This window comes from Desulfocastanea catecholica, assembly GCF_054657295.1.
The window spans coordinates 146703-160481 of sequence record NZ_BAAHYZ010000005.1 but is presented as its reverse complement, the minus strand read 5'-3'; the positions used below and the strand labels follow the sequence as shown (position 1 = coordinate 160481).

At 51.6% G+C, this 13779-nt stretch carries 11 protein-coding genes; 2 read left to right on the top strand and 9 right to left on the bottom strand.

The window, feature by feature from the left end:
* Positions 1-47 precede the first annotated feature (47 nt).
* Positions 48-1637: a peptide chain release factor 3 gene (locus ACYQ8U_RS06675; RefSeq protein ID WP_459944752.1), complete on the bottom strand. Its 1590-nt coding sequence runs from the start codon at positions 1635-1637 to the stop codon at positions 48-50.
* Positions 1638-1959: 322 nt separating this feature from the next.
* Between ACYQ8U_RS06675 and ACYQ8U_RS06670 the strand changes: the two genes are divergently transcribed.
* Positions 1960-3195, top strand: a complete 1236-nt coding sequence (locus ACYQ8U_RS06670) for an isocitrate dehydrogenase (NADP(+)) (protein ID WP_459944813.1) — start codon at positions 1960-1962, stop codon at positions 3193-3195.
* Positions 3196-3261: 66 nt separating this feature from the next.
* Here ACYQ8U_RS06670 and ACYQ8U_RS06665 read toward each other — a convergent pair whose 3' ends face one another.
* The 4 genes from ACYQ8U_RS06665 to ACYQ8U_RS06650 form a co-directional block, all read right to left on the bottom strand.
* Positions 3262-3684, bottom strand: a complete 423-nt coding sequence (locus ACYQ8U_RS06665) for a DUF2231 domain-containing protein (RefSeq protein ID WP_459944751.1) — start codon at positions 3682-3684, stop codon at positions 3262-3264.
* A 115-nt stretch (positions 3685-3799) separates the two neighbouring features.
* Positions 3800-4261, bottom strand: coding sequence for a c-type cytochrome (locus ACYQ8U_RS06660; RefSeq protein WP_459944750.1), 462 nt, complete (start codon positions 4259-4261; stop codon positions 3800-3802).
* 107 nt (positions 4262-4368) lie between these two features.
* Positions 4369-5607, bottom strand: coding sequence for a D-alanyl-D-alanine carboxypeptidase/D-alanyl-D-alanine-endopeptidase (locus tag ACYQ8U_RS06655; RefSeq protein ID WP_459944749.1), 1239 nt, complete (start codon positions 5605-5607; stop codon positions 4369-4371).
* 37 nt (positions 5608-5644) lie between these two features.
* Entirely contained in the window at positions 5645-8230 is a 2586-nt protein-coding gene (locus ACYQ8U_RS06650) for a TIGR03960 family B12-binding radical SAM protein (protein ID WP_459944748.1), read from the bottom strand.
* Between the two features lie 179 nt (positions 8231-8409).
* Between ACYQ8U_RS06650 and ACYQ8U_RS06645 the strand changes: the two genes are divergently transcribed.
* The gene (locus ACYQ8U_RS06645) at positions 8410-9387 is read left to right on the top strand and encodes an AMIN domain-containing protein (RefSeq protein ID WP_459944747.1); all 978 of its coding nucleotides are present in this window, start codon (positions 8410-8412) and stop codon (positions 9385-9387) included.
* 61 nt (positions 9388-9448) lie between these two features.
* Here the strand turns inward: ACYQ8U_RS06645 and ACYQ8U_RS06640 are convergent, their stop codons facing one another.
* Genes ACYQ8U_RS06640 through pdxA form a run of 4 tightly spaced genes read right to left on the bottom strand, consistent with a single transcriptional unit; the run spans position 9449 to position 13621 of the window.
* Positions 9449-10306, bottom strand: coding sequence for a hypothetical protein (locus ACYQ8U_RS06640; RefSeq protein WP_459944746.1), 858 nt, complete (start codon positions 10304-10306; stop codon positions 9449-9451).
* A complete protein-coding gene (locus ACYQ8U_RS06635; RefSeq protein WP_459944745.1) occupies positions 10254-11978 on the bottom strand; it encodes a tetratricopeptide repeat protein in 1725 nt (574 codons plus the stop codon). Before ACYQ8U_RS06635 ends, ACYQ8U_RS06640 begins: the two co-directional genes overlap by 53 nt.
* Positions 11979-11981: 3 nt before the next feature.
* A complete protein-coding gene (gene tmk / locus ACYQ8U_RS06630; RefSeq protein WP_459944744.1) occupies positions 11982-12611 on the bottom strand; it encodes a dTMP kinase in 630 nt (209 codons plus the stop codon).
* Positions 12608-13621 (bottom strand): 4-hydroxythreonine-4-phosphate dehydrogenase PdxA, encoded by a 1014-nt coding sequence (gene pdxA, locus ACYQ8U_RS06625; protein WP_459944743.1) that lies wholly within the window; start codon positions 13619-13621, stop codon positions 12608-12610. Before pdxA ends, tmk begins: the two co-directional genes overlap by 4 nt.
* Between the last annotated feature and the right edge of the window lie 158 nt (positions 13622-13779).

Genomic DNA, 13779 nt, shown 5'->3' with positions numbered 1-13779 from the left:
TTGTTGACGGTTGTGTTGCCGGCAGGACGCGGATCACACTGGGTGTCTCAAATATTTTCCCTTGTTTTGTCAAAGATAATATCTGGCCATTTTTCCATGAAATATTTCAGCATCCACTCATTCTGTGCCAGGTAGGTGAGGAATCCCTCTGCGTCATAGGCCAGGGCTCCCTGGTTTTTTCTTTCAAATTCCGCCAGGGCCTTTTTGTCCTCGCAGCGAACCCACCGTGCCGCCTGGAAATTAACCGGCTCATAAATTGCTTTCACGCCGTACTCATTCTGCAGGCGGGCCATGGTGACCTCAAACTGCAACACACCAACGGCGCCCATGATATAGTCCGAGCCGATCAAGGGGCGGAATACCTGGATGGCGCCTTCTTCTGCGAGCTGGAGCAGACCCTTCTGCAGTTGTTTCATTTTCAGGGGATCTTTCAGCAGCACCCTACGGAAATGCTCCGGGGCAAAATTAGGAATACCGGTAAACTTGAGCATTTCCTTCGTCGTAAAGGTGTCGCCGATTTTGATGGTGCCGTGGTTATGCAGGCCGATAATGTCGCCCGGCCAGGCCTCGTCAACGTTGGCACGCTCCTGCGCCATGAAGATCGTCGCGTTGGCCAGGGTTATGTCTTTTCCCAGGCGATGATGTTTTACTTTCATCCCGCGGGTAAATTTTCCGGAACAGATGCGGAAAAAAGCGATACGATCCCTGTGTGCCGGATTCATATTGGCCTGGATTTTAAAAACGAAGCCGGAAAAATCCTCTTCGTGGGGATCGACTAAACGGCTGGCCGACTGCCGCGGGCTGGGCGGCGGGGCCATTTCGACAAAACAGTCGAGCATTTCACGGACGCCGAAGTTGTTGATGGCGCTGCCGAAAAAGACCGGCGTCTGGCTGGCCTGCAAATAATGGTCGTACTCAAAGGGATTGGCCGCGCCCTCGAGAAGCTCGATATCCTCCCGGAGATCTTCGGCGGCCTGTTTCCCTAGCAGCTCATTGACCTTGGGATCGTCGAGATCTTCAATCAAGATCCCTTTGATGTTGCGGGTATTCTGGCCGGGGGTAAAGAGATGGAGCGTCTTCTGATAGATATTGTACACCCCTTTAAAGGTCTTGCCCATGCCTATAGGCCAGGACAGCGGGGTACACTCAATCTGCAGCTTTTCCTCAATTTCGGCCATGATTTCAAGTGGCGACTGGCCCTCACGATCAAGTTTATTGATAAAAGTGATGATCGGGGTATTGCGCATACGGCAGACTTCCATCAGTTTTTCGGTCTGCGATTCTACGCCCTTGGCGCTGTCAATGACCATGATGGCCGAATCGACGGCGGTGAGAACCCGGTAGGTGTCTTCGGAGAAATCCTGGTGGCCGGGGGTGTCGAGAAGGTTGATCTCATAATCCCGATAGGTGAATTTCATCACCGAGGTGGTGACGGAAATGCCGCGCTCCTGCTCAATAGCCATCCAGTCACTTGTCGCGTGCCGTTCGACCTTGCGGGATTTGACGGCACCTGCCATGTTGATGGCGCCGCCAAAGAGAAGAAGTTTCTCGGTAAGGGTTGTTTTTCCGGCATCCGGATGACTGATGATGCCGAAGGTTCGTCTTTTGGCTATTTCCTGGGTGAGTTGTTTGTTCATAACTGATGAAAATATAGCGTTGATTGAGGTGATGCTCTGATTGTTGAAGAAGGCAGAGAAAAATTATATAGCATAGGTCCTTTTTGGCATAATGCAAAGAGAAAACGAAAACCAATGCGAAATAAAAGAGGGGTGATGGACGAATAAAGAGTACCGATGCACAGGGTCGGCAGACGATTTTATGTTTTGCCTGGTAGCAACTTTAGGTGATTACCTGTATTATGGCCCCTATTCTGTATGTGTTGACAAGGTGAGTTGCAAAAATAACAGAACCACCAGTCTTTTGCTGGTCGAGAGAGAACTTTAACCCGAAAGTAAAATGATGAAAAAAATACCTGTAAGCAATCCGGTCGTAGAGCTTGATGGCGATGAAATGACGCGCATCATCTGGCAATTCATAAAGGACAAATTGATCTTCCCCTATCTGGATGTAGATATCCGCTACTATGATCTCGGCATTGAAAAACGTGATGAAACAGATGATCAGATCACCGTTGATGCGGCCAATGCCATCAAGAAATTCGGTGTAGGAATCAAATGTGCAACTATTACCCCGGATGAATCAAGAGTCGAAGAGTTTGGGCTGAAAAAAATGTACCGTTCTCCAAATGGTACAATCAGAAATATTCTTGGGGGTACCGTGTTTCGTGAACCGATCATGGTCAGCAATATACCTCGCCTGGTCACCACCTGGAAAAAACCGATCTGTATCGGCCGCCATGCCTACGGCGATCAGTATCGTGCAACCGACTTTGTCGTCAAAGAAAGCGGGAAATTGACCGTCTCCTTTACTCCGGATGCAGGGGGCGAGGGACAGAACTATGAGGTTTTCCATTTTCAGGGCGGCGGGGTGGCGATGACCATGTACAACACCGATGAATCGATTTACGGCTTTGCCCATTCCTGCTTTAATCAAGCATTGCACAAGAAATGGCCGCTGTATTTGTCCACCAAAAATACTATTCTAAAAAAATACGACGGCCGGTTTAAGGATATTTTTGAAGAACTCTACCAGTCTACCTATAAAGAGAAGATGGATGCCCAGGGCATCTCCTATGAGCATCGGCTGATAGACGATATGGTTGCCGCAGCACTGAAATGGGAAGGGGGCTTTGTCTGGGCCTGTAAAAACTATGATGGGGATGTCCAGTCGGATACCCTGGCGCAAGGATTTGGCTCTCTCGGCCTGATGACCTCAGTACTGGTCACCCCGGACGGCAAAACCATGGAGGCGGAGGCCGCCCACGGCACAGTTACCCGTCACTATCGGGAGCACCAGAAGGGCAATCCCACATCAACCAATCCCATTGCCTCTATTTTTGCCTGGAGCAGAGGACTGGCGTTTCGCGGCAAACTGGACAATAACGCCGAGCTCATCGCCTTTTGTGATGCCTTGGAAACGGTTTGTGTTGAGACGGTTGAGAGCGGGAAGATGACCAAGGACCTTGCCCTGTGTATCCACGGCAAAGACCTGCAGGCCGCGCATTATCTGACCACCGAAGAGTTTCTCACGGTTCTCGACGAAAATCTCCTCAAAAAACTATCTGAAAAGAAGTAAAAAAATCCGCCACCCGGTTATGGTCGTCTGGTCAAACCGGGTGGTGGCCAATGCTGCTTTACGATATTAACCGTAGACCAGCTCTCCGCCGGAATAGCCCAAGCCGCCGGCGCAGGCAAGGCAGAGGAGATAGAGAAGCCACATCTTGCCCGGCGTCACCCCCCTTCTTTTCAGCATGAAGGAAAAAACCAGCAGTACGGTAAGGATTCCTCCAAGGATCATCTTGACGATAATGAAGACATTCCACTCTGCCTGCTGGAAATGCAGCCAGTCAAGAATTCCCGCACCTATTACAGGCAGGATTGCTACCAGGGCAAGCACCGAACAATAAAAGGCGGTCTGATCGAAATTTTTGTCCTTCCAGAGTAAACCGAGGGTCGCAAAAACAACCATGCCGATTATCATCCCCATCGGTACATGCGTAAGCATTGGGTGAAGTGGATGGGTGAATCCGACTGCAGACAGGAACGAATAGAGATTTTCTACCATACAGTTCTCCTTATCAGATGAGGGAATCTTAGTGCTTTTTCCTAACAGTAACCATTATCACTGAAAATATACAGGATTTTCACACTTTGTCGGAAACAACCTGTTTGACGACTCTTTAGCGAGCTTCTCCGGGTGTTATGGATTGCAGGTAGGCATATATGTCAGCTGCGTCCTGCTGGGAAATTTTAGATTCCGGAAAAAACGGCATGATCGGTGCGTCAGTCGTCCTGAGCTTCCTGACAAAGCTGCCAAAGCCCATGTTGATGCCGGCGATCTTGGCAGCACGGCCGTCATCGCCATGGACGCCATGGCATGCATGACAATTATGCATCATATACCACTTCTTTCCATCTGCGGCGTTACCCGGAGGGGCACTGCATCCGCTGAAAAAAAGAGGGCAGAGGAAAAGAAGCCCCATGCTGACAATGCGGCGAAACAGTCGTGCTGACATGGAAATCTCCTGGGTAAACGATTGCTTGTCGAGTAATACAGCCTTTTCGTGGTCCTGCATGACGAGGGGAGCATAGGTGCATGCCCTTGAGTTATAATCCCCCTTGAGGGGTGCTCCTTTCAGCACCTCCTGATTCCTGCTCAAAATAATGAACCAAGCGTTGCCTAAATGCAAGCAATTTCCCTTGAGAAACAACCCAATACAGGCTTTATTTCAAATGGTTATCAATCTGTTTACGGGGATTTTCGCTGCTGCAGGGCCATATGCAATGCCTGGAGGACGCTGTCTCTATTATTTTGCGGTTGATTGAGCAGGATGGCAAAAGGGGTCAGTTCGGTACCCTGGGAGAAATATCCGGCATAACAGTAGATATCTTTCATTGTTCCGCTCTTCAGCAGGATATTGTTCTTCTGGTTAAGGAGTGAACTATAGGGTTTAAAAAGGTCAAGGATAGCAAGCAGTGCAACAGGACTTATTCTGTTTCGTCTTGACAGTCCGGAGCCTTCGGTGACAAAGATTTGCTGTGCACTGAGCTGCAGGACTTTCTCGGCAAAAATGGCAAAGACTCGACGGGATTTGTCCCAGGTTGCCGGCAATCCGAAATATCTGGCGCCGCAGGCAAGAAATAGCTGGTTGGCAATATAGTTGTTGGAAGTTTTCAGACATGCCCGGATAATCTCTTCCAGCGAATGGCTGCCGCGGTGGATATAGATCGGGCGCAGGCCGATCGGGACGAGTTTTTCTTGGTAGCCTTTTTCAACGCGTATCCCCGCCTGTTGAAATTGGGCAACAAATAATTCCCCGGTGTAGCGAAGGGCGGGGGAAAGTTGGCCGGGTTGCGACAAGATCCCGATATTTATACGGTGACGACCTTGCGGCAGATTGGCGCCTGTTTCCTTCATCAGGGCGATAAGAGGCGTCTGCGGTTCGCCTGAGAGAATGGTGGTGTCTTTTCCCACATACACCGGCAGAGCATTAAAATTTACCGCCAGGGCTCCATTCGGTGCATCGTAGGGATTGGCGGAATTCTCAAAACTTGCCGACTCGCCATTGAGAAAAAAGCTGCTTTCGTCAAGAAAGAGTGAGCCTAGCCGGTCGATGCCGAGTGCGGCAATTTTTGTCCCTATTTCCAGGAGAGTTTCCGAGGTCAGAAAAGGATCGCCGTAGCCTTTGATATACAGATTTTTTTGCTCATCGAGAAAGAAATGCGTTTCGAAGCGGAAGTCCTTGCCGAGTTTCTCGAGAGCGATCAGGCTGGTGAGGATTTTCAGGGTTGAGGCGGGAATAAACAGCTCCTGCTCGCGGTATTGCAGCAATGCGGCGTCCTCCCGGACGATATAGCCACCGTTAGCAATAGCAGGTATGGCCCCCGGCGAGCTCCAGGCGAGATAAGGCTGCAACAGCAGCACCAGCCACAATATGCTGCCGCAGAGCCTGCATGCGAAGAGGAGATCTTTCGATGTATGTGCCATGGGATTTTGCTCTATAAATGTATCCACCTTACACAGGTTACCGGCCTTTTTGCGCCCCTTGTCGTGACACTTTAATCGGTGCATCGAGTTTGTGCCAGGCAGTTTTGACAATTCTCGTCTGCAGGCTGCGCTCTGTGTCGAGGCCGAGAATTTCCGTCAGCGCCTCAAGTGGTTTAATTCCCGCCTGCGCACTGGCCGAGATCATCTGCAGCTGTATGGTAGCAGCATTGACTATGGAAAAATCGATGATCAGTGGTCGGATGTCGATTGCCGTGGTTTTTCCTTTCCTGGTTTTGCGCATGATATATTCGCTGCTGTTGACAAACGCCTCGGCCCGTCCTTTTTCCGAGTCGGTAATAGCTGCAGGGAGCGTCAGGGAATAGGTTGTGCAGATTCTTTGCGGCACATCGCCGGAATGGAGTTCAATGTTTGTCACCAGTAAACCGGGCGCCAGTTTGGCATTGAGCCGTTCTACGGTTGCGGCCGGATTTTTCAGGGGGGCCGGCAGGTCCATGATAAAAAACTCTGCCAGGCTTTCTGTTCCTACCGGCAGCGCTGGTCCGAAGGAGACTTTCGGCGATGGATTGAATCCCTGGCTGTAGTTGGTCGCAATTGATGCACGGCGCAGGGCGCGAAAGATTGTCTGCAGTATCTCCAGATGACCAAGAAAACAGATATCACCGATTCTGGAATAGTGGACCATATATTTAAAATGACCGGTTGCGCTCGGGTCATTTGTCCTTTCAGGGGTTTTGGCAGGGGAGACTGTTTGTGCACTCTCTAGGCTATTTTTTGACCGATTATAGACAATGGGAAAAAGGCTTTTGAAGTCGCAGAGACCACATTTCTGGCAGGCCTCGTAGCGGCAGTCCGGGGTATAGATTTCACCTTTGGCCTTGTCCAGTTCGTCCTTTAAGAACTGAAGATCAACGCCGGTATGGAGATGTTGCCAGGGCAGGGTTTCGTCCAACTCCCTGGCACGGAGAAAATCGCCAAGGTCAAGCCGGCAGAGTTCCGCCGCCTTTTGCCAGCGTGACAGATCGAAGTGCTCATCCCAGCCGTCAAGGCGCGCACCGGCCTGCCAGGCGAGTTCGATAAGTCGGCCAAGACGCCGGTCCCCGCGGGAAAATACCCCTTCGAGAAAACTGATCTGCGGGCTATGGTAGCGGAAATTGCATCCTTTGCGCGGAAGACCGTTTTGCAGACGACGGATAAACCGCATACTCTCGTCGATGCTCATCTGCCGCTCCCACTGGAAGGGGGTGTGCGGTTTCGGGACAAAGGTGCCGACGCTGACGTTTATCTGTTTTTTCCCTTTTGCTGGCCCAACATCGCGCACCGCCAGGGCTTTATGCACCAGTTGGATAATCTCGTCAATATCCTGTTCCGTTTCGGTCGGCAGGCCGATCATAAAGTAAAACTTCATGATCCGCCAGCCAAGGGCGAAGGCCTGGGTACAGGTGGCAAGCAGGTCGTCTTCGGTGATCCCCTTGTTGATGACCCGGCGCAATCGTTCGCTGCCGGCTTCCGGGGCCAGGGTAAAGCCGGTCTTGCGGACTCTTTTTACCTGTTCCATTATCTCCGAAGTAAGTGTTCCCACGCGCATGGAAGGCATGGCAACCGAGATGAATCTTCCGGCAAAGCTGTCCATTAACTGGGCAAGGGTCTGTTCCAGGCAGGAATAGTCTCCGGTGGACAGTGACAGCAGGGCCAGTTCCTCAAAGCCTGAATCATCCAGGCCGCTTTGAGCCAGCTGCATAATTTTTTCCGGGCTTCGTTCCCGCACCGGTCGATAGGTGATTCCCGCCTGGCAGAAGCGGCAGCCCCGGGTGCAGCCACGGGCGACCTCGATGCCCAGCCGATCGTGGACAATTTTTGCGTTCGGCACGATGGGATGTTTCAGATGATCTATTTCATTAAGATCGCTGACAACCCTGCGGGAAATATGCTGTTTGCCGCCGCCTGTCTGCTCGACCACAAGCAGTTGTCCTGCGGGGCTGTATCGGGGCTGGAAATGGGCCGGTATATACACGCCGTCGATAGTGGCCAGCAAATCAAGCAACGCATCTTTTGCCGGCTTGTCAGCTTTATGTGCCGCGAGTAGCGAAGCAATCTCGAGAATTGCTTCCTCACCGTCACCGAGGAGAATGGCATCAAAAAAATCCGCCACCGGTTCAGGATTAAGCGAACATGCCCCTCCGCCGAGCAGTAAAGGAAACGAGGTATCCCGGTCGCGTGCGTAGAGGGGAATGGCAGCGAGATTGAGGATAGTCAGAATATTGCTGTAGCAGAGTTCATAGGGCAGGGTGATGCCCAGCACATCGAAATCGGTGAGAGGGTGAGCCGACTCAAGGCTGGTAATCGGCGCATTTTTCTGCCGCAGGAGCTGTTCGAGGTCGGTATCGGGGCAATAGCATCTTTCCGCCAGGAAATCTTCTTTGCTGTTCAAAAGATGGTAGAGAATCTGCAGGCCCTGATGTGACATGCCGATCTCATAGAGATCGGGAAAGATGAGGGCAAAACGGATCTTTGTCGACTGCCATTCCTTTTGCACGGAGTTATATTCATGGCCGAGGTAGCGACCTGGGCGGGTGATGGACGAAAGTATTGTGCGATCTGTCATGAGCAATCCATAGAAAATTACCGGGGAGAAGAGGCTGGGGTGACGTATGGCCGCGCGGACCAGACCTTTCATTTACTTAAATTTGATTGACTTTTCAAGAGGGGATGATGTAATCAAGGAGGTTAAGCGAAAATAGTAGTATAAGCATTTGTTATAATATGTAAAAAAGGATGTGTTAGATGAAGTGGTTAGCCTCTCGTGCTGTGACCCCGGTGGACATGGGGCTGTTGCTGGTTGTATTTGTAATCGGGGTCTTGCTGCCTTCGACCGCTTTTGCCGAACTGGAGCAGGCGGCCGTGATCACATCGATTTCGCATAGAAAACATTCCGCGGTCAAAGAGACGATTACCTTGACATTGACGGCCCGCATTATCCCGAAAATATTTACCATACAGGGAGACAACCCACGTCTGGTCCTCGATTTTCCCCAGTCTGATTATCAGGGAAAAAACGTCATTGCCCTGCCCGATAGTGGCGTGGCGGCGGCTATCCGAATAGGTTTTCATCAAACGCCGGTCAGGAAGACCAGAGTCGTTGTTGATTTGTCGAAAGATATGCCGGTGCACTATGACAGCGAGTATTTTGCGCAGGAAAACACGCTGGTCGTGACCCTCACCTCGGCAACCGCAGAGCCGCAACATACTGTCATTCCCAAGCCTTCGCTGCAAAGCCCAAAGGCGCTGCCGAGCCGGGAGGAAACTTCCGCCGGGCCGCTCGACGAAAAAAACGTCCCCCCTGTTTTTTCCGACAGGGAAGGAGCAGAGGAGCCAGCCGCAGAGGGTGTTACCGCCTCGGTACGGCCGACAATTCTTGAAATTTCCTTTGACGATTCTTCCGGCAAAGGGGAGATGGCCCTCTTTCGCTTGAATGATTTTTTCCCGCCCACCGTCTCGGCGATCGAAAAATCCTCGCCACGGGTTTTCTGTGATTTCATGGCAACGGATATAGGGCCGGAGGTTGATAAATTCATCGCGACGAATGGTCAATACATTGAGCGCATTCGCACCGTCAGGCTCCATGACCCGGAGCAGGTGCGCGTTGTCCTTGAACTCTCGCCCGACCGGGATTATGAATTACATCAGGTCTTTTTCAGAAATGACAACCTCTTTGTTTTGATTGTCAACGAGATGACTGCTGCAAAGTTGACCGGCCAATAATTGACACCAGGAAAAGAGCACTCATGGGAAGAGAGATGGTGCATTTCTGATATGGTGTAATTTACGGCATAAACTGCTGAGAATAACCAGGTGGGGGCTGTAATCGGAATGTCTTCTTCTCATCGCTGATGTGTACGTTTGCCAGCTTGATATGTATGTCTGTTCCGTAATCCAGTCCGGCGATGCTGATGTCCAGAGGCTGCCGGCACTCTCCCAGCGTCAGCCAGTCACCATAGAAAATTTCCGCGACCTTTTTGCCTCTGCCGTTTTCCAGAATGCGTTCGATAAAGACCTCTTTTTCCCGGTCCAGAAGCAGATGGGATACGCCAGACTGGTCCTTGTTCTGAAATGTCAGCCACACGCCTTTTCCATTCCGATCCTGGCGGATATCGGTTATTGCCTGACTCGGCAGGAGGTTTCTTCCGGTCAGCAGGGATCCCCAGTCGCTTTTGAGGAAATATGCGGGAATGTTATTGCGCAGACAAAAGGAACGAAGGCTTCCTGCCAGATAATCTTTTTGCAGAGTGTTAATCGCCTGAAAAGAGTTCTGATCCCCGACGATGACGAAAATCGGCTGGCCGAAGGGGTTGGTCATGACAAATCTATACAAGGAGGGCATAGAAAACTGCAGAAAGCCACGCAATGCTTTTTTTTCCAGAGGATTCTCGTAGATAAGGGCAAGATCCCCTTCCAGCGTCCCGCCACATCGTGTATCTCGGGCCACAAGAGCGTCGACCTGTTGGGTGACGGAGTCAACTGCAGCGTCGCCAAGTGGTTCCGTCCATGGTTTTCCTGCACAACCGGCAAGAAAAAGGGCGGCAAGCAGGAAGAGCAGGGTCTGCTGACACTGCACAAAGAGGAACGTATCACTTTTCCAGGGCATCGATTTTTTGTTGTATCTCTGCTTTGCTTTTCTCATCTTTAAACAGCTCATAGGCCTTTTGGTAAACCTCTCTTGCCTCCGGAAATCTCTTTAGAGAGCGGTAGACGTCGCCAAGGTGATCGTAGATGTTTGGGTCATCGGGTATCAGCTCCAAAGAACGTTCGAGTTCGCGGACTGCTTTTTGGAAATCCCCAAGGCGGAAATACACCCAGCCAAGGCTATCGATTATGAAACCGTTATCCGGTTTGAGGGTATTTGCCCGGAGAATGTATTCCAGTGCCTTTTTGAGATGCATGTTCTTGTCGGCCCAGGTGTAGCCGATATAGTTAAGTGCTTCGGCATGATCCGGCTGCAGTACCAGCACCTTTTCCATTATACCGATGGCCTGTTCATACATGCCGTTTTTCTCCAGCACCAGGCCATATTCAAAAAGCAGCTGATGATTGTCCGGGTAGAAATTGATCGCCGCTTCCATGAGGGTCATGGCTTTATTGTTCTCCCCTTTTGCCTGGTAAAGAGAAGACAGAAGGGCATAGAAAATCGGACTGCCGTTGGCTTTGGCCGCGGTGTGTGTCTGCAGAAGCTTGATCGCTTCATCGATGTTGCCCAGTGTCTGGTAGATGCGGGTCTGCAGATACACAGCCTCTTCAAGTTCATCGCTGCTGCTTTTAATGTGCCCGAGATGAGTGAGGCTGGTGGCATAATCTTTTTCCTGGTAGGCGAGCAAGGCGAGCAAATAGCGCGCTTCGGAATTGTCCTCTTCCTTGATGATTTTGCTGAGCACTTTTTTTGCCTCGCTCTCTTCATTCTGCCGCAACAGCACCTTGGCGATGATGAGATCGATATGTGTCGGGTTTTCACTGTACAGGCGAGCATTGTACAACGCTTCGAGGGCCTCCACGTTTTGCTCCAGGTCAAGAAGGGTTTGAATTCGGCTGAGTGCGGCCCGTTCATCAAACGGGTCCTCATCAGTTATTGTCGTGTAGATGCGCAGGGCGTCACTGTACATTTCCTGGTCGCCGTAGAAAAAGCCGATTTCAAAGGCCAATTCTTTTGACCAGTTTAGGGACAGGGCCTTTTCGTATTCCTTCGCCGCATCCTGAAATTTTTCCATCTGTTTGAGCAGTCTGGCATAGGACAGGTGGGTAAAATAAGAATCAACGTCGTTGGCCAGCAGTTTTCTGAATATTTCCTCGGCCTGTTGGTATCGCTCCAAATGGCTGTAGAGAAGGGCAAGACGCAGGTGGACGCCTTCATTGTCCGGTTCTCTGTCAAGTACCTGGTTATACAGCTCCAGAGCTTCTTCGATGTTGTCCTGTTGAATATACAGACTTGCCAGAAGCAGCCGATAGGTGTTGCTGTCGGGATGGTCCTCTATGGCCTGGGCGAGCCAGTCGGCCGCTTTGGCAAACTCGCCCATTTTAAGGAGGAGCAGGGGGATTTTCTCTTTTATATATGCGGCTTCCTGGTCGCAGATCAAAGCCTTCTCGTAGGCCTCGAGTGCTTCGGCATACTGTTCATGGAATTCGGCGTGGGTTCCCCAGAGAAAATAAAAATACGCACAGGACAGATCGACCTGATCTTCTGCGACTGCCGTCACTGGGGCAGGGGCAGGGGGCGTCTGATCTGCGGCCGGCTGGGCAACCGGACAGGAGCTGAGCAGGAGGCAGCAGCAGAGAGCACTGAGAAGATGCGAGCAGAAGGCCATAACTTAAACCTGATCAGTTGATAATACAGGGAGAAGAGGGCGAACATACTCTATGACCAGGCGGTGCACCGCGGCAATCGACCCCCGGGCGTCAATCGGTCGGATATAGGGTCGTTTGATGCTGGAAAAGATAGCGGCAACGCGAGCAAGATTGTCCCTTTGCTCGAAATCGTTCAGCACGTCGCCGCGCCCAAAGGTGATTCTGTCCAGGCCGGTGTCGAGGGGCACCTGGAAAAGCAGGGCCAGATCCGGCTCGGGGGCAAAGCGGTTCAGTTCGAGGATGTGTTCCGGGTCAAATCCCCTGGCCCCCTGGTAGGCAACGGTGGAGAGAAAATAACGATCGCAGAGAATAACTTTTCCCTGCTCCAGGGCCGGTGCCAGAACCTTCTGTACATGCTCCCGACGATCGGCTAAAAACAGCTCCAGCTCTTCTTCACGGCTGTAGTGATTCCGGTCCATATACAGGGAACGTATCTTCTGTCCATAGCGTCCCTCGGTTGGTTCTCGGGTGGTGAGGATCGCATAGCCTTCGTCCTGCAGGTAATGACCGAGCAGCTGCAGCTGGGTTGACTTCCCTGTGCCGTCGGTGCCTTCAAATACGATCAATCTCCCTCGTCTGACCAGGTTGCTCATAGTGTCATCTTTTGACCATGGTAGATGGATCGGTTGCGGCTTATAGCTGCGGCGAGTCGTACTGCTTCGTCAAGACTGTGGTGGTCGGCAAGGCCTTTCCCGGCAACATCATAAGCGGTGCCGTGATCAACGGAGGTACGGACAAGAGGCAAGCCGAGGGTGATGTTGACGCCATCGGCAAAATGGAGCAGTTTAAAAGGAATAAGTCCCTGGTCGTGATACATGCAGACCACCGCATCAAATGCCCCGGAGGCGGCTTTGAAAAACACCGTATCGGCTGGATAAGGGCCAAAGACGTTGATATTGTCTGCTCGGGCCTGTTCCACCGCCGGTCCGATGATCTGCACTTCTTCGTCACCGAACAGTTTGTCCTCGCCGCCATGGGGGTTGAGTCCGGCGACGGCGATCCTCGGGGCTTTGATGGCAAAGTCAATCCTCAGCGCCTGGTGCGTCATACGGATCATGCGGGAAACCGCTTCGATGGTGAGAAGTGAAGCCACCTCACGAAGCGGACAGTGAATGGTGACCAGGGTGACGCGGAGTTTGCTGCCGGCCAGCATCATGGCGTAGTTGGACGTATTGGTAAGACTCGCCAGCATTTCTGTGTGACCGGGAAAATGGTATCCCGCATCATTGAGGGAGCGTTTGGAAATGGGACACGTCGCTATCCCCTGTATGAATCCCCGCTGCGCCAGTTGTACCCCCGCCTCAATGTAATGGGCCATAGCACCACCGGTGGCGTCATTGGGGTGTCCCCATTGAATATCTTCCGGGCGAAGTGCGGAAAGTTGCACGACGGGGATACCCTGCTCAGGCAAAGGGGTACCTGGCGTCCATGGCACGCAGGGGGCAGGTAACCGGAGGTCTGCCCCGCATTTTTCAAGAACCTTTTGGTCTCCGAGAACAACTGTCTGCAGCCCGGAGGAATTGTGGTTCCCGGCAAAACAGCGAAGAATAATTTCAGGGCCGATCCCGGCAGGACAACCCATGGTAATACCTATTGTAGTCATAAGCAATTAGTATACCGCGAAAAAATAATTAAGCAAGGCAGTCAAGAATGGCAAGGGACAGATTTCTTGTGTATGTAACCACCATAGCCCTCGGTCAGAGAAGATCAGGGGTAACTTATTAAATCAACGCTCTTCATGGATTCTACAATAAGCAGCCG